General features: G+C 39.3%; 15 protein-coding genes. 4 read left to right on the forward strand and 11 right to left on the reverse strand.

Annotated elements, in window-relative coordinates; all coding sequences use genetic code 11:
* Positions 1 to 24: 24 nt before the first annotated feature.
* Positions 25 to 1260 carry a pyridoxal phosphate-dependent aminotransferase gene (locus BQ9859_RS07285; RefSeq protein WP_075877555.1) on the reverse strand — a complete coding sequence of 412 codons (1236 nt, stop codon included), beginning with the start codon at positions 1258 to 1260 and terminating at the stop codon, positions 25 to 27.
* Positions 1257 to 2345: a chorismate mutase gene (locus tag BQ9859_RS07290; protein WP_075877556.1), complete on the reverse strand. Its 1089-nt coding sequence runs from the start codon at positions 2343 to 2345 to the stop codon at positions 1257 to 1259. Before BQ9859_RS07290 ends, BQ9859_RS07285 begins: the two co-directional genes overlap by 4 nt.
* 325 nt (positions 2346 to 2670) lie before the next feature.
* On the opposite strand from BQ9859_RS07290, the gene aroB reads away from it, so the two are divergent.
* The 4 genes from aroB to BQ9859_RS07310 are packed head-to-tail and all read left to right on the forward strand — an operon-like array spanning position 2671 to position 6910.
* Positions 2671 to 3675: a 3-dehydroquinate synthase gene (gene aroB, locus BQ9859_RS07295; protein WP_075877557.1), complete on the forward strand. Its 1005-nt coding sequence runs from the start codon at positions 2671 to 2673 to the stop codon at positions 3673 to 3675.
* 4 nt (positions 3676 to 3679) lie between these two features.
* A complete protein-coding gene (gene aroC / locus BQ9859_RS07300; RefSeq protein WP_075877558.1) occupies positions 3680 to 4789 on the forward strand; it encodes a chorismate synthase in 1110 nt (369 codons plus the stop codon).
* Between the two features lies 1 nt (position 4790).
* On the forward strand, positions 4791 to 6059 hold the full coding sequence (gene aroA, locus BQ9859_RS07305) for a 3-phosphoshikimate 1-carboxyvinyltransferase (protein WP_075877559.1): 1269 nt from the start codon (positions 4791 to 4793) through the stop codon (positions 6057 to 6059).
* A complete protein-coding gene (locus BQ9859_RS07310; protein WP_075877560.1) occupies positions 6056 to 6910 on the forward strand; it encodes a prephenate dehydrogenase in 855 nt (284 codons plus the stop codon). Before aroA ends, BQ9859_RS07310 begins: the two co-directional genes overlap by 4 nt.
* 67 nt (positions 6911 to 6977) lie before the next feature.
* On the opposite strand, the gene gpmI is transcribed toward BQ9859_RS07310, so the two are convergent.
* The 9 genes from gpmI to hisE form a co-directional block, all read right to left on the reverse strand.
* A complete protein-coding gene (gene gpmI / locus BQ9859_RS07315) occupies positions 6978 to 8555 on the reverse strand; it encodes a 2,3-bisphosphoglycerate-independent phosphoglycerate mutase (RefSeq protein WP_075877561.1) in 1578 nt (525 codons plus the stop codon).
* Between the two features lie 86 nt (positions 8556 to 8641).
* The gene (locus BQ9859_RS07320) at positions 8642 to 9256 is read right to left on the reverse strand and encodes an MntP/YtaF family protein (protein ID WP_075877562.1); all 615 of its coding nucleotides are present in this window, start codon (positions 9254 to 9256) and stop codon (positions 8642 to 8644) included.
* 259 nt (positions 9257 to 9515) lie between these two features.
* Entirely contained in the window at positions 9516 to 11099 is a 1584-nt protein-coding gene (locus BQ9859_RS07325) for an IS1182 family transposase (RefSeq protein WP_075877670.1), read from the reverse strand.
* A gap of 89 nt (positions 11100 to 11188) precedes the next feature.
* Entirely contained in the window at positions 11189 to 11470 is a 282-nt protein-coding gene (locus BQ9859_RS07330; protein WP_075877563.1) for an RNA-binding S4 domain-containing protein, read from the reverse strand.
* 28 nt (positions 11471 to 11498) lie between these two features.
* Positions 11499 to 11993 carry an AbrB/MazE/SpoVT family DNA-binding domain-containing protein gene (locus tag BQ9859_RS07335; RefSeq protein WP_075877564.1) on the reverse strand — a complete coding sequence of 165 codons (495 nt, stop codon included), beginning with the start codon at positions 11991 to 11993 and terminating at the stop codon, positions 11499 to 11501.
* A gap of 65 nt (positions 11994 to 12058) precedes the next feature.
* On the reverse strand, positions 12059 to 15508 hold the full coding sequence (gene mfd / locus BQ9859_RS07340) for a transcription-repair coupling factor (protein ID WP_083662781.1): 3450 nt from the start codon (positions 15506 to 15508) through the stop codon (positions 12059 to 12061).
* Between the two features lie 5 nt (positions 15509 to 15513).
* A complete protein-coding gene (pth, locus tag BQ9859_RS07345) occupies positions 15514 to 16074 on the reverse strand; it encodes an aminoacyl-tRNA hydrolase (RefSeq protein WP_075877566.1) in 561 nt (186 codons plus the stop codon).
* A 76-nt stretch (positions 16075 to 16150) separates the two neighbouring features.
* Entirely contained in the window at positions 16151 to 16465 is a 315-nt protein-coding gene (locus BQ9859_RS07350) for a hypothetical protein (RefSeq protein ID WP_075877567.1), read from the reverse strand.
* Between the two features lie 110 nt (positions 16466 to 16575).
* Positions 16576 to 16905, reverse strand: a complete 330-nt coding sequence (gene hisE / locus BQ9859_RS07355) for a phosphoribosyl-ATP diphosphatase (RefSeq protein ID WP_075877568.1) — start codon at positions 16903 to 16905, stop codon at positions 16576 to 16578.
* Positions 16906 to 16907 lie beyond the last annotated feature (2 nt).

The following is a 16907-nucleotide window of genomic DNA, read 5'->3' on the forward strand; positions in this document are numbered from 1 at the left end:
TCCTAAAAAAGGAAAACCTCTATCTTATGCACTTACAGAATCCAATATTTGTTTCATTCGTTTTGCTAAACCATAGCATTTTTTAACTGGCAATGAACAAACAGCAACACGGATTCCTTTATTCACTTTTACCGTGTAGATATGTTCTTTCATCATTGCTTCATGAAAACGGTCGCGCAATGCATTATCTTCCACTTTCAAAGTAACAAAGAAACCTTCTTTATAAGGATAATACGCCAGTCCGCATGCATCTGCTTCTTTGGTTAAGATCTCGCTTCTTTCTTTTAACAATTTTACATAAGTATCTTTTTCCGTCTCGTATGCGTCCTGTTTCTTCGTAATTACCGTAACAAAGTTTTCCATTGCAGCATTGTTTACGTTTGACCAGGTCGCACGTGCTGCCTTTTCAAAAACGATTTCTACTTCACGTACGCTTTCCTGCTTTTGCGCTAATAAGATAGCAGCTCCGCAACGCATTCCATAAGAAGTTAATGATTTTGAAATACTGAATGCAATAATTACAAATACGTTTTCAGAGATATTGTCGAATTTACGGATATAGTCTCGTGCTGCTTTTCCCCGGTAAGCAAAATCAATATAAGCAATATCATTTAACAAGACGACAGGACCTTGTTTTCCAAGTTCATTCAAAACAGCAATGACCGCATCCCATTCTTCTTCGCTTAAAGAATAGCCTGTTGGATTATGACAAGGATCATTTAAAACAACGACTACTTTCTTTTGCTGCGCCATTACTTCCTCACAAACTTGTTTAAATGAATTGATATTAAATTTATCTCCTTCAAACAATGAATAAGATCTTGTTTTTAGATTGTCCATTGTTGCCATCAAATTATAAGAGCCCCAACAGATTTCAGGAAGAATGACAGTTTCTCCTTCATCTAACATTTCAGAAATCGTAATACTTACAGCGCCTGTTCCGCCAGGAGTTGCAATGACACTATGTGCCAGCTTGCTGCGATCTCCTACGACCCATTGGTAAACATATTCACGGTAATTTGGATTTCCGGTAAAACTGCCTGCATACGCAGCCATTACTTCATTCGGCAATTCTTTCAATGTATTGAATACACTGTCAAAAGCGACGATCTTGCCATTTTCATCATATAATGATCCTATCGTAGCATCCGCTACCTGATCATCGCCTAATTCTTCCTTTGCTTCCTTTGCCTTTGCTACAACAGCAAATACCGTATCCACAATTGGATTTAAATCTACTTGATCCTTAACAAATCTCATGCTGTTTCCTCACTTTCCTTTCGATCATAAACGCCAATGATCTTTACCATGGCACAAACTTTCTTCATATCTTCTAACAGCAATTTTGCTTCTTTGCTGTTGATATGTCCTACGACTTCACTGTAAAAATAATACGCCCAAGGCTGATCATGCAAAGAACGTGATTTAATGCTTTCTAAATTCATTCCATGACGAGCCATCATTTCCATTACCTGCATCAAGGCTCCTGTTTCGTGTTTCACTGTAAATAATAAACTAAACCGATTGCCATCTTCTTGTGCTGTATTTGCAATAACAATAAATCGTGTCGTATTTTGTGTAGATGTATTGATATTTTTTGCTAATACTTTTAAGCCATACAAATCAGCAGTTTCTATGGAAGCAATTGCCGCTTTGCTTACATCTTGCTGTTCTGCAACATATTTTGCAGCTAATGCGGTATTTCCATATGGTACTAGCTCATACCCTCTGCCTTGTAAAAACAAAGAACATTGTGCCAATCCCTGCGGATGAGAGTATACTTGTTTGATGTCTTTCAGCTGCGCATTTGGCAATCCTAATAGATTTTGATTGATCTTTAGATCATACATGCCTACGATGCTGACATCATATTGCAATAACAGATCTAGCATATCGCCGACTTCTCCCGTATATGAGTTTTCAAACGGAATCACTCCATATGTTACATCGCCATTGATCACTGCCTGGAACACTTCTTCAAATGTCGCATAATTGCGCAATTCGCTTTGTTCAAAGATCTTCATTGCTGCAATATGCGAAAAAGCACCTAATGCGCCTCCATAACCAACGACATTTTCATTTAAGATCCGCTTTTGATATTTACGGCTGATTGCCATGACATCTTCAATAAATTGACGATAACTCTGCAAATAGCGCGCATCTTTGATCAATTTCGAATTGCGTTCGATCACAGCTTCTTCTCGTGATCGATCCAATACCGGCATCTGATGCTCTTTTTTATATTGGATGACATCTTCTACTGTTTTCATTCTTTGTTCAAAAAGCTCAGCCATCTGTTCATCAATTGCATTGATTCTTTTTCTTGCGTCCTCTAACATGCTCATACAATCACCTTTTTTATTATACACTATTCTTTTCTATTTCTGATGTGGAATCGTCAAATACTTCACTTGTTTTTATATTTATGTAACAAAATAGTACGTTTTCAGAAATTTTTAATTATTTTTTCATAATTAGTTGCAATCTTGCTTTCATTATATTATGATAATTGCAACGGAGTGATCATTATGCATACTTCTAAGTTTTATTACTTTTATTACGAATAGTCATCATAAAGCCATGAATGAAATGGTTGTTTTTGCTTTATGATGAAATACAGAGCATCTACTGAATAGTTGATGCTCTTTTGTTTCAGAGAGGGGTCATAAGATGAAACTACATGTAAATTTAAAAGAACGCGGATATGATATTGTACTGCAACGCGGTATCCTGCATCAAATTACAGAGGAAATCGATGTTGATCGAAATGTATTGCTGGTCAGCGACAGCAATGTACCAGCAAAATGGATCGATATCGTCCAACAGCAATGTCCGCACTGTGTGGTAAAAATCGTAAATTCTGGAGAAGAATCAAAAAGTTTTGCTGTTTGGGAAGATTTATTGACCTGCATGCTGCAGCATCATTTTTTACGAAGCGATCTGGTTATTGCACTAGGCGGCGGTGTCGTAGGCGATCTTGCCGGATTTGCAGCAGCCTGCTATATGCGCGGCATTGATTTTGTCAACATTCCTACTACTACTCTTGCACAGATTGACTCGAGCATTGGCGGAAAAACCGCTATCAATGCCGGCGGCATCAAGAATAATATCGGTGCTTTTTATCAGCCAAAAAAAGTGTTGATCGATTTTGACGTGTTAAGTACTCTGCCGCATCGCCATTACATCAACGGTTTGATCGAAGCATTAAAGGCCGGTTTGATTTATGATCCCGCTTTATTTGCATTATTTGAAACAAACGATATCGATGCACATCTTGAAGAAATCATTTACCGCTCGCTCTGCATGAAAAAAGATGTCGTAGAACAAGACGAGAAAGAAACGGGATTACGCAAGATCTTAAATTTTGGCCATACTATCGGCCATGCAATCGAAAGTTATTATCACTTGGAAGAATACTTGCATGGGGAATGTGTCGGCATGGGCATGTTATACTTCATCAATGATCCTCAATTAAAGCAAAGAACGATTGCCGTATTGGAAAAAATGGGTGCACCCATTGATGCTCCCTATGACAAAGAAGAAGTCTATCAGCGTTTGTTAGCAGACAAAAAAGCAACACATGACGGAATTACGATCGTTGAGGTCAATACATTAGGAAAAGCTGATCTAAAGAAGATCTCATACGAAGAAATAAAAGAAAAACTGAGGGGATAAGCATATGAAAAATAGTTTTGGGAATACATTCACGATTTCGATATTTGGCGAGAGTCACGGAGAGGCAATCGGTGTCGTCATTGATGGTTTGGCTGCCGGTATCGCATTAAATCTGGACTATATCAGACAACGCATGTCACAAAGACAGGCAAAAGGACGCATCTCTACTCAGCGTCATGAACCCGATGAAATTCAGATCATCAGCGGGTGGTTTGAAGGACACACAACTGGTACCCCTCTTACCATCTTGATCCAAAATACCAATACACGCAGCAAAGATTATGAAAAGACACGTTATCGTCTCCGTCCTTCTCATGCAGATTACACTGCATTTGCGAAATACGACGGATATCAAGACTTTCGCGGAGGAGGTCATTTCAGCGGTCGCTTGACAGCGCCATTAGTAGCTGCCGGAGCCATTGCCCAACAGATCTTAGAACAGAAAGGCATCTATATCGGTTCACACATCCTGCATTGTCATGGTGCCTCTGATATTGCCTTTTCTCAGGAAGAAACCATACTCAAAGAACAGATCTGCAAATTAAATAACGAAGATTTTCCCGTCTTAGACGAGGAATCTGCAAAAAACATCTATGCCATCATGGAAGAAGCCGCCAACCAGGGAGACAGTGTAGGAGGCATCATCGAAACTGCTGTTGCCGGCTTCCCCAGCGGTATCGGTGAACCGTTTTTCGATTCCATAGAAAGTGTATTAAGTCATCTGCTTTTCAGCGTTCCTGCTGTGAAAGGAGTCCAATTCGGTTTAGGATTTGGCTTTAGCGATCTATATGGTTCACAAGCAAATGATCCTTTCTATTATAAGGATGGAAAAATCAAAACAAAAACCAACCATAACGGAGGCATCAATGGAGGTATCTCCAACGGCATGCCAATCGTATTGCAAAGCGTAGTAAAACCGACTGCTTCTATTTATAAAGAGCAGGATACCGTAGATTATCAGAGCAAAGAAGCAGTAAAACTGCAAATTCAGGGCCGCCATGATCCGGCAATCCTGCATCGTGCCAGAGTTGTGATCGACAGTGTCTGTGCCATCGGCCTGCTGGATCTATATTGTACAAATATGGCCACGAAATGTATGAAGGAGGAACATTGATATGATAGCGAAGATTGCTCCCTCGCTTTGTCAAGGAACATTGCATATACCGCCCAGCAAAAGCATGGCACACCGTGCGATCATTGCAGCTGCATTAGCAGATGGAACATCCCGTATCACAAATGTCGATTTTAGTGACGATATTCTCGCCACGATCGAAGGCATGCGCCAACTTGGCGCAGATATCACTATCGAGGAAGACTGTGTAACGGTAAAAGGGATTTCTGATTTTCAGCATTTGCATTCGCACGAAATTTTTTGTAATGAATCCGGTTCTACGCTTCGTTTCTTTATTCCGATTTTCTCTCTATGTGGCGAGGCAATTTCTTTTACTGGAAAAGGGCGCCTGTTACAACGCCCGCAAACCGTATATGAATCTATTTTTCATGCACAAAATCTTCTATTTGAACATTCTCATGATGCGATCCAAATGCAGGGTACACTCAAAGCTGGGGAATATGAAATTGCCGGAAATATATCTTCCCAATTTATTACCGGTTTATTATTTGCACTTCCTTTGTTAAAAGGAGATTCTATCATTCATATCGCTCCCCCGTTTGAATCACGCTCTTACATCGATCTAACGTTGCAAATGTTACGCAATTTCCATATTGAGATCCATTTCTTGGATGAATTAACGATACAGATCAAAGGAGGACAAAAATATCAGCCAAAAGATGTCCGCATTGAAGGAGACTACTCGCAATTGGCATTCTTTGCCGTGCTGGCTGCGATACAAGGCGATATTACGATCACGGGCATTTCCTTGAACAGTCAGCAGGGTGATCGTCAGATTTTATCGATCTTAAAAGATTTCGGAACATCCATCGAAGCAGTCGATCAAGGAATTATCGTACATAAAGGGCATTTAAAAGGTTGTGAAATCGATTTAAATAATTGCCCGGATCTTGGTCCGATCGTTTTTGTGCTGGCAGCCATGGCCGAAGGTCAGACACACATTTATAATGCCGGCCGTCTGCGCATCAAAGAAAGCGATCGAATTGCCGCCATGGAAGAAGAACTTCGAAAATTTCAAGTACAAATCCGATCAAATGAAGAAGAAATATGGATTGAAGGAAATCCAAAAGGATATACTTGTGATTCCACCCTGCAAGCTCACAACGATCATCGAATCGTGATGGCAATGACGATCATGACGTTGGTCAATCACAGCGTATGCTGCATAGAGGGAGCACAAGCGATACGAAAATCATACCCGTCCTTTTTTGAGGATGTACAGAAAATCAAAGGAAAGGTGGAATTGTCATGATTACAAAAGATACAACATTTGTTATCGTTGGTTTAGGACTTCTCGGCGGAAGTTATGCAATGGGATTAAAAGAAGCCGGCTATCAAGTACTTGGAGTGGCACGACGCCAGGAAACGATAGATTATGCACTGGAACATGGATTGATCGATGAAGGAACTCTAGACCCAGAGAAATTTTTACCTCGTGCAGATATTGTTGTCTTTGCACTGTATCCAACCATCATGATCCACTGGATACAAGAACATCAGCATGCCTTTCATCCAAGAACCTTATTAACTGATGTAAGCGGCGTTAAAGTAAATGTTGCTGACAAGGTCCAATCTTTCTTGCGGGAAGACGTCGAATTTATTGCAGCCCATCCTATGGCAGGCAGAGAAACAAGCGGTATTGAATATGCAAATACCGAGATGTTCAAAGATGCCAATTACATTATCGTTCCTACTGAAAAAAATACAGAAGAAGCGGTAGAGACTTCCCGTCAATTAGCAAACATCCTGCATTTTCATCATATTGCAACTTTAAGCATGAAAGAACATGACGAGATGATCGGATTTCTTTCACAATTAACACATGTGATTGCCGTGTCCTTGATGAATACACACGATAACTCGCATCTGGTGGAATATACAGGAGATTCTTTCCGTGACCTCACGCGCATTGCCAAAATAAACGAAACCATGTGGAGCGAATTGTTTCTGCTGAATAAAAAGATCTTATTATCTGAAATCGATGCATTTGCCAAAGAACTAAAACATTTCAGAAATACCCTTGCAGCAGAAGATACAGAAGAAATGAAGCGTCTGTTCATTCAATCGACAAACAGACGGAAAAAGTTTGATAAATTAAAATAACAGCATATCATGAATGCTGTTTTTTTTAAAGAGCTGTGTATGTTTTATACACAGCTCTCGATCGATCTTATTTTTCAATGATAGATTCGTTCCAATGTTCATCTGCAGGAAGATCTAATAAATCTGTAACTACAGCCGCAACATTTGACAAACCAAATTCGCCATCTTTCATTTTTACATCTGCTCCATAAACGATAAATGGAACTTTATTTAATGTATGGCTTGTTTTTGCTTTGATTGGTGCTCCTTCTTTTTTCGGTTTCTCATACATTTCATCCGCATTGCCGTGGTCAGCTGTTACGATCATGATACCATTTACTGCATCAACCGCTTCTTTTACACGAGCTAACTGCAAATCAACTGATTCAACACCAATAACCGTTGCTTCATAGTTTCCTGTATGTCCAACCATATCCCCATTTGGATAGTTTGTACGTAAGAAATCGTATTTTCCTGACTTGATTGCTTCGATCAGTTTATCTGTGATCTCAGCAGATTTCATCCAAGGACGTTGTTCAAATGGTACGACATCAGATTTTACTTCTTCAAATGTTTCCAAGTTTTCATCAAATTTCTCTGAACGGTTTCCATTCCAGAAATAAGTAACATGACCGTATTTCTGTGTTTCGCTGATTGCATATTGACGAATACCATTTTTTACCAAATGTTCAGATAATGTATATTTGATCTTTGGCGGATAAGTCAGGAAGTTATGTGGAATATTCAAGTCTGCATCATACTGCAGCATACCTGCATACATAACATCCGGTACACGTACACGATCAAACTTGTCAAAGCTTGCATCTCCATCAAATGCCAAAGAAATCTCCTGTGCACGGTCACCGCGGAAGTTGAATAAGATGACAGAATCTCCATCTTCGATCGTACCAACCGGTTTCCCATCTTTTGCAATAACAAATGCCGGAAGATCTTGATCTACGACGCCTGTCTCATTACGATATGTTTCGATTGCTTCTTTTGCACTGGCAAATTGACGGCCTTCACCTAATACATGTGTATGCCATCCTTCTTCTACCATTGCCCAGTTAGCTTCATAACGGTCCATCGTAATTTTCATACGACCGCCTCCGCTGGCAATACAAGCGTGGAAATGATCATCGTTTAGATCGGCCATGTAATTTTCGATATCATCTACATAAATTAATGCACTTGTTTCTGGTACATCACGACCATCCAATAAAATATGCAGACGTACTTCTTTTACACCATCTTCTTTTGCACGTTTGATCAATGCTTTTAAATGATTAATATGAGAATGTACATTTCCATCAGATAATAAACCTAAGAAATGCATCTTGCCATGATCTTTACACTTATCAACTAAAGCTTTCCAAGTTTCTGTTTCAAAGATATCTCCGCTGTCAATTGATTCATTGACTAATTTTGCCCCCTGGCTATAGATTTGTCCACAACCTAAAGCATTGTGTCCAACCTCGCTATTACCCATATCGCCATCACTTGGCAGACCAACAGCAACACCATGTGCTTTGATCTCTGTATGTGGACAGTTTTTCCATAATTCATCCAATGTTGGTTTGTATGCGTTGTTAACTGCGTTTCCGAAATCTGATTCACGAATTCCAACGCCGTCCATAACAACTAAAACGACTGGTCTTTTGCTCATTGCAATTTTCCTCCTATTCACAACACACTTAATATATCACTTTTTGCCTTATTTATAAACCTTTTTGCAAGAAAATATGTCTGCTTTTACAATAGACGGCTCAAGGCAAGGAGAGCAAATAAAAACGCGCTTAACCAGCCAAAATCCATGGAACGATGTTGCAGATAAGAACGCATGCAAAGACTTGGTAGATAGATAGAAAATAAAGCAACGATAAAATCAAATACGACGATCCAAACTGGATGAGACAAAGAAAACCCTAAAGCAATTCCACTAAATAAAGAATCAAATGACAAGGCAATCGCCAAATAGAAAGCTTCTTTTACTGACAGGATACAGGAATGATCTTGATCTGCTTTTGCTTCATCCAAATAAATATCCAACACGATCTGCATGCTGCCCCATCGAAAAGTCAAACCTTTGCGATTTTTACGCAGCATTCGTTTAATTGCACTTTGAAAAAACGAATAGATGCTCAAACATGCAAAGACGCTTGCACTGCATATAGAAGCAATCCAGGATGGGATCCATTGAACAAATTGTACAGAAAGCAAAAAAGAAAATCCTAAAAAAGCTGCAGATATGAGTGCAATGACCACTGCACTTTTAAAAGGTATTTGAATCTGACGCATCGTGTAGGCAAAAGAAGCCAAACAGCTGTCAAGACTGAGTGCAATGACCAGTAAGATACCTTGCAACATGTATTTTCACCCTCTGCGATATACTATGTACCCTATTTGTCCTACATTAGGAGAATGCCCTCTATAATAGATTCTTATTTTATGATCCTATGAAAAAAGAGGCTGTAACGAAATAGAAGATTTTAATTAAACGAATCTGTCTATTGAGGTTACGACCTCTTTTTTCTTTTCTTTACTTTGAAATTGTTTCAATTCTCCCAATTATCCCTGTTTTTTGGCATTATGAAAACACCCATTGTGGAAAACCCATCAACATTATTTATGCTTGTGCTTTTTTTCTTATTTTTTTGTTATGATATTTCATCAGATTAAAGCCTACGCACACCAACAGGAACTCCATTTCTACATTTTTGATGCTTCTCCTATGTAATCTGTCATAAGCATAATCTTCTTTTATCACTCCAAAAGCTCCTTCGCTTTGTATGGATCTTTGCACTCGATGATGGATTCCTTCTTCGCTATTTAGTTTTTTTCTCGCTGTTCTTTCAAACTCCTCAAGTATCGGATTCACGCTTATCGTTCGATCTCCCTTGGCTTTCGTACATTGAGATTTGAGTGGGCAATCCGTGCATTTGCCACAACTGTGCGTTTGATTGATTCGATAATATTTGCTTCTCTTATCAACCGTTTCATTGATACAGCCAAATTCATGTCCTGCCGGGCAGATATATCTTCCATTTCCATTTCTGTTCCAGTTTGATTTGATGAATGTTTTTTTCTTGTAGCTCGTTTCTTTTTCTTTTGAATACATCATATATTTGATATAGGCTTCCATATCATTTTCTAAACAGAAGAAATAATTATCATAGGATCCATATCCTGCATCCGCTGCTACTGTTTTAGGCATCCTGTTATAAAGTGCTCTGAATGTTTCAAGAAATTTGATAAATGTCTTTTGATCGGTTCTATCCTGATAGATACAAGCCAATTGGATATATTCGCTGCTTACTGCTATCTGTGCATTGTATCCTGCCTTGAAGATTCCTGTCTTCATATAATGGTCCTCTTTCATGTGCATCATCGTTGCATCGTGGTCTGTTTTCGAACAGCTGTTTCTGTCAGGTCCGCATAGTTCAATTCTTTCCAAACAGTTTTGCAGTGTTTCTTTGTATTTCATCAATTCATCATAATAACGCTGGATCTGGCTTTTTCGCTTACCTTTTCCATAAATGAAAGTGATTCCCTCTTGTTCAACGATATGAAAAATTTGGTTAGCCATATTCTCTATGTCTTTTATTGTCCACTCCTCTTTTTGAGATGCTTCAATACGATCACCCAGTTTCCTGACCCATTCGTTTAATCGAGTGAATATTTTATCTCTTGTTTTGATTGCGGTCTTTTTCCAGATGAAAGTAAACTTGTTGGCATTGGCCTCAAGCTTGGTTCCATCAATATAAACCGTATCATGATCAATTGACGGATCTAATATCTCAATTGATTCAAATATATCTCTAAAAATGAATTGGATGTCATATTTTAAATACTTTTGGATGAAACGATGAAATGCCATGTGACTTGGCGTTTCCTCCTGCATCAAGAACATGAAACGGATGTCTGTTCTACAGCTTTTTTCAATATCTCTTAGACTATAAATATGATTCATGAACGCAAACAGGATGACTTTGATCATCTTGAAGGGATTATATTCTTCACGCCCTCTGTGAGCAGGGTGATTAAGATATTTGTTCCAGTTGACTCCTTCCATCACTTCAAGAAAACTGTACACCGGATCAGAAGAATCGATCTTTTTTTCACAATCCAGTGGTAAAATCATCTGAAATGCGGTATAATTCCTATTGCTCAGATAGGAATGATTTAGCTCTAACACTTCGATGTTTTTCATAGCTAAATTATACCAAAAAATGCATCCTTTCTCTTTTGAGATCAGATGCATTTTTTATTTTTGACTATTCCTTATTCGTTACAGCCTCTTTAGCTGAATTGCTCAGCATGTTCATTCTCAATTTTCTTTTCTTCTACTATCTCAAACATCAAAGCTGCATCGCTCTTCGATACTTGTTTTGGTGTTTGCAATACACGCACCGTCAACTCTCGATAACCAAACAAGACACGAATGATGTCACCCGGTTTCACATCCGTGCTTGGTTTTGCAACTCGATCATTTACATAAACGCGTTGCTGATCGGCCAATTCCTTTGAAACAGTACGTCTTTTTAGTATGCGTGCTGTTTTTAAATACTTATCTAATCGCATAATCCCCCACACCTCTTCCTTCTCTTTATCAATGTTCTTGTTGTTTTGTCAGCAGCAGCGCAAAAGCTTCTGCCACTTTGCGTTGTATATCATTGCCGCTCTGTCCTTTTTCTAATAAAGCGAAAGCGCCATACCAATCCCCAAATACAATAATAGGAAAAACACACCCCTGATAGCGCATCGTTGAATTTGCATACACTTTTTCTTCTCTAAATTGGATATTGCGGTGTACATTCGCATGTTTCAAGAAGATATCACTGATCTGTATCTGATGTTTACTTAACCATTCTTCATGTAAAAACAAAACTTTCCCCTCACCCATCTTGGAAAGAATTGTACACATTGATTCGATTTCTTCCATATTGCGTGAAAAAACATTATGTTTTTCAATGATGATCTTATCATCTTCTGTAAAAAACTCAATGGAGTCTCCTTCTTTTAAACGATATTGACGACGCATTTCCTTAGGGATGACAAGCCGTCCTAAATCATCCAGCCTTCTTACTATTCCGGTCGCTTTCATAGAATCCCTCCGTTATATGTCCTACAAATCTTCTTACAAAGATAGTATAGGCATATCCGGAGTATTTATACATTTTGTGATATTTTCAAACTTTCGCTCAGTGCTGCTATAGACATCTCCAATTGCTTTTTGCTTTTGGGAATACTCAGGATAATTCTTCCTTCCCGATAGCGTAAAGCTATCGAACGTGAAATTTGATTCATTCGTTCAAAGAGATGTACACCATCAACCTGTGCGCTCCATTCTTTTGTAAAGATGATACGCAAATCGCGGCTTGTCTCTTTGAAATCTTCTACGATTACTTCATTTGTTAAGATATCCAACTGCTTCTTTTCAAATAACAAACGCACCTCATTAGGCAACTTTCCGTATAAATCCTTTACTTCCTCTATCAACAGAGATAAATCACGACTTGTACGTACTTTTTCAATACGCTGATATAACGATAATTTATCGCCGTCCTCAGGAGCAAACTTCTTCGGAATATACGCATCCACTTGTAGATTTGTTGACTTCATCATCGTATCTTCCTCTTTTACTTCCAAGCCGCGATGACGTGCAATTGCATCATGCAGCATTTCCATATACATATCAATACCGACACTGTCTATAAAGCCCGCCTGCTGCGGTCCTAATAGATCCCCTGCTCCTCGTATGGTCAGATCACGCATTGCGATCTTATATCCACTGCCCAGCTGCGTGAACTCACGGATCGACTTCAAGCGTTTGATTGCTGTTTCATTCAGCTGTTTCCGCGGTCGATACATCAAATAGGCGAAAGCGACTCGGCTGCTTCTTCCTACGCGTCCTCTTATCTGATATAACTGTGAAAGACCAAAACGATCGGCATCTTCAATTAAGATCGTATTGGCATTTGGGATATCAATGCCGGTTTCAATGATCGTCGTGCAAACCAATACCTGGTATTTGTTTTCATGAAATTCCAGCATGACATCCTCAATTTCCTCACGTTCCATTTGGCCATGCGCCACTCCGATCCCGACATCAGGGAATGCTTTTTTTAGATCGTTGGCAACTTGATAGATCTGTTCGATCCGATTGTATAGATAAAATACTTGTCCCCCGCGGGATAGTTCTCGCTGAATGATCTCCTTGATCATTCCGTCATTATGTTCGATCACATAAGTCTGCACAGGATGCCGGTTGCTTGGCGGTGTATTTAGCTGTGATAAGGAACGTATCCCTACCAACGACATCTGTAAAGTACGCGGAATCGGTGTTGCGCTTAAGGATAATACATCGATGCCGTTTTTCAATTCTTTGATGCGCTCTTTATGCTCGACGCCAAAGCGCTGTTCTTCATCAATGACCAGAAAGCCCAGATCTTTCCATTGCATATCTTTGGATAACAGACGGTGCGTTCCAATGACGATGTCGATCGATCCTTCTTTTAACCCTTGCAAAATTTGTGTCTGTTTTGCTTTGGACACAAAACGATTCAATACTTCGATACGTACCGGATAATCTTGAAAACGTTCCAGAAAGGTTTGATAGTGCTGCATAGACAAGATCGTCGTCGGGCACAGGAAAGCTACCTGTTTATTATCCACTACTGCTTTAAATGCTGCCCGTACGGCAACCTCTGTCTTTCCAAATCCTACATCGCCGCATAGTAATCGATCCATTGGACGACTGCTTTCCATATCCTCTTTGATCTGTGCTACGGCAAGTGCCTGATCTTGAGTCAATTCATAGGCAAATTGATCTTCAAATTCTTTTTGCATCGGCGTATCTTTAGAAAAAGCATAACCGATATCCTCACTGCGCAATGCATACAGTTCCACTAAACGAGCAGCAAGCTCTTCTACTTTCTCACTTACTTTTCGTCGGGTCTTTTCCCATTCTCCGCTGCCCAGTTTATTCAATTTCACACCAACGCCCTCTTTGGTAACATAGCGGCGAATCAATTGAAACTGCGACAGCGGAACCAATAATTCATCATTTCCGCGATAAATGATCCGTAAATAATCTTGATGGACCCCGTTGTTTTCCCGGGTAATAATCCCCATATACTTGCCAACACCATGTTGATGATGTACGACATAATCACCAACATTGAGTTCCATGTAATCATTCAATACATTTGCTTCTTTAAATTTTGCATGATAGCGTACCAGTTTCTTTTCTTTTGGAAACAGTTCTTTTCTTGTATAGACCAACACATGTTCCAATAAGCATTGAAAACCTTCCGCAAAGGGAAAATCAGATACATAAATGCCCGGTTTCGTCCAATCGACAGCTCCGTCTACAAAAGCCAGATTTTCATTTTGCAATCCTTCTTTTACAACGCGTGCATCATTTTTTTCCACGCACAAGATGACTGTATTTGTTTTTGCTTCTTCTTGAATACTTTCCAATCTCTGTGTAAAAGACAGTTCACTTTGTGGAATGCTCATTATTTGTGAACTGATCGGATGAGCAACTTGTAAAAATAAATCAATAGTCGTTACTGCATGATCTGCTATGCTGTCTGTTTCTTCACGAAACAACGTAAATTTTGGAAGCATCCGTCCTTCTTGTACCATTTCTTGTACATAACTGATCGTTTCTTCTTGGATGCGCCGACGTGTATCTTTTACTTCTTCCCCGCTAGACAGGACAATGCGCGCATCTTTACAATAATCACTGATGCCTGCCTGTTTTGTCAGCCATGCCCTGTAAGGATATAAATGACTGTCTGGCAAATGGCTTTTTAATGCCAACAGATCATCTTCCAATAATTGTGACAGCTGCAGACGGCTGATTTCATCTAAGCGATGCTGCTGCGTTTCAAAAGAAGCACGCAAGGCTGTTTCAATTTCCTGCAGCTGATCATCTTCAAATAATAAATCGCTCGCAGGAATCAAGCGAACTTCCTGCACTTGCCGGATCGTCCGCTGACTTCCTTCATCAAAAAACCGTATGCTGTCAATGATATTATCAAAAAATTCGATTCGTATCGGATGTTCATAGTTCATTGAATAAACATCAATGATTCCGCCGCGTGCTGCATAACATAGCGGCTGGTCGACACGGCTCACCTTTGTATAGCCGCTTTTCTGCAGCCGTTCGATCAAGACCTCATATTCAATTTCATCATCAATGTGTAAATGAAAACAATGTTGTGCAAACAGTTGCGGAGATGGCAGAAAACGCATAAAGGCAGCTGTATTGACGATCAAGACATAAGGTTCTTTTCTTTGCAAGATGTCTGCCATTACTTCTAATTGTTCGGCTTTTGCCTGCGGAGATGAGGCAATCGCTTCTACACGCAGCGATTCCTCCATGACAAAAAGCAGCGCTTTCTCTTTTATGAGCGGGGAAATTCGCTCATACAGGCGCTGTGCCGTATACCCATTGTTTTTTACTACAAGCAACGTCTGCGGTTGCTGTTGAAACCAGGCAGCCAGCAACAGCGCTTCTTCACTCAGTGAAAGATTGCCCAGCTCGCTTTTTCCTGCACACAAGCTTTTGACTGCCGGATTGTTTTGTAATTGCTGAAGTAACTCTTTGATAATGATCACCTCTTATTAAATTGATTCATCGCCTCATGAAAAGGATGGTCGATCGAAAAAATTGCAGCTTTGGCTGCTTGTTCAATGGAAGACGCATATGCTTCCTCATCTTCTTTCCGTATCTTTCCCAATACCCAGTCAACGACAGGAATTCTTGCATCTTTATCGATTCCCACACGAATCCGATCAAATTCCTGTGTTTTGATATGAGCGATGATGCTTTTTATTCCATTATGGCCGCCAGCACTCCCTTTTTGACGTAAACGAAGTTTTCCGACTGGAAGATCCAGATCATCATAGATCACCAAAAGATCTTCCGGAGCCAAGCGGTAGAAATCCATAGCAGCACGAACTGCTTCACCACTATTATTCATAAATGTTTGTGGTTTCATCAACAAAACACTTTCTCCATGTACATTTACTTTATCGATCAATGCTTTAAATTTTTTCTGCGTAATGGATGCAGACAGCTGATCTGCAATTTCATCCATCGTTTCAAATCCAGCATTATGACGTGTATGTTCATATTCCTTTCCAGGATTACCCAGACCAACAATTAATTTCATATAGATCCCTCACTTGCCTTTCTATTATAAAGAGAATATTTTCAAAAAGAAAGAAAAAAGATGCAAATGCATCTTTTTAGCCAAACAATAAAGCCGCAACGGCCCAGGGAATCATGATATATAAAGCAATTCCTACTTCTTTCCAACTCATCGTTCGTTTACGATCTCTATTTTTCTCTAAAGCCTGGTTCAATTGCGTATCGTCTTTTTTCCACTCTTTTCCATGTCCGATATGTATTGCTCCCGGCATGAGATAGAACACGACTCCGATCATGACAATTCCGGTAATTAAATTGATTGCTGTAGGGAAAAAAGAAAAATCTTTCAATAAATAGGATCCAAGCAGGATAACAATGGTATATATTCCTAAAATAATCGGAGTTTTTTTCATCTAAGGCACCTCATTCATGAATAAGGTAATCATATTCTGTATCTTTTCTTTTGTCAAATATTTTCCCTATTAAAAAATGTTTACAAATATTTGCAAACATTTTATGATCATCAATATTGTTCAATTTTTTTACGCTCTGGTTTTAAGTTTCCGGTTTTTTTGCTGCGGCCGGCTAACACTTCTTTTACATCATCTAATGTTACACCGCGATCTGCCATCAAAACGAACACATGGTACAGCAGATCTCCGATCTCATTGGCAATTTCTTCATTATTATCTTCTTTCATGGAAGCAATAATTACTTCTGTACATTCTTCTCCTACTTTTTTTAAGATTTTTTCAATTCCTTTATTGTATAAATAAGCCGTATAACTGTTTGGTTCAGCATGGCTCTTGCGATCCACGACTGTTGCATACAGCGTATCAAATTCGTTTTCCATCT

This window comes from Merdibacter massiliensis (assembly GCF_900155395.1).
GTDB lineage: Bacteria > Bacillota_I > Bacilli_A > Erysipelotrichales > Erysipelotrichaceae > Merdibacter > Merdibacter massiliensis.

Bases quoted from the DNA above. Each gene is read 5' to 3' on its own strand.
- gpmI (WP_075877561.1), bottom strand. From the start codon at position 8,555: ATGAGCAAAAGACCAGTCGTTTTAGTTGTTATGGACGGCGTTGGAATT.
- BQ9859_RS07350 (WP_075877567.1), bottom strand. From the start codon at position 16,465: ATGAAAAAAACTCCGATTATTTTAGGAATATATACCATTGTTATCCTG.
- BQ9859_RS07310 (WP_075877560.1), top strand. From the start codon at position 6,056: ATGATTACAAAAGATACAACATTTGTTATCGTTGGTTTAGGACTTCTC.
- aroB (WP_075877557.1), top strand. From the start codon at position 2,671: ATGAAACTACATGTAAATTTAAAAGAACGCGGATATGATATTGTACTG.
- aroC (WP_075877558.1), top strand. From the start codon at position 3,680: ATGAAAAATAGTTTTGGGAATACATTCACGATTTCGATATTTGGCGAG.
- BQ9859_RS07285 (WP_075877555.1), bottom strand. From the start codon at position 1,260: ATGAGATTTGTTAAGGATCAAGTAGATTTAAATCCAATTGTGGATACG.
- BQ9859_RS07325 (WP_075877670.1), bottom strand. From the start codon at position 11,099: ATGAAAAACATCGAAGTGTTAGAGCTAAATCATTCCTATCTGAGCAAT.
- BQ9859_RS07320 (WP_075877562.1), bottom strand. From the start codon at position 9,256: ATGTTGCAAGGTATCTTACTGGTCATTGCACTCAGTCTTGACAGCTGT.
- aroA (WP_075877559.1), top strand. From the start codon at position 4,791: ATGATAGCGAAGATTGCTCCCTCGCTTTGTCAAGGAACATTGCATATA.
- BQ9859_RS07330 (WP_075877563.1), bottom strand. From the start codon at position 11,470: ATGCGATTAGATAAGTATTTAAAAACAGCACGCATACTAAAAAGACGT.
- BQ9859_RS07290 (WP_075877556.1), bottom strand. From the start codon at position 2,345: ATGAGCATGTTAGAGGACGCAAGAAAAAGAATCAATGCAATTGATGAA.
- hisE (WP_075877568.1), bottom strand. From the start codon at position 16,905: ATGGAAAACGAATTTGATACGCTGTATGCAACAGTCGTGGATCGCAAG.
- BQ9859_RS07335 (WP_075877564.1), bottom strand. From the start codon at position 11,993: ATGAAAGCGACCGGAATAGTAAGAAGGCTGGATGATTTAGGACGGCTT.
- pth (WP_075877566.1), bottom strand. From the start codon at position 16,074: ATGAAATTAATTGTTGGTCTGGGTAATCCTGGAAAGGAATATGAACAT.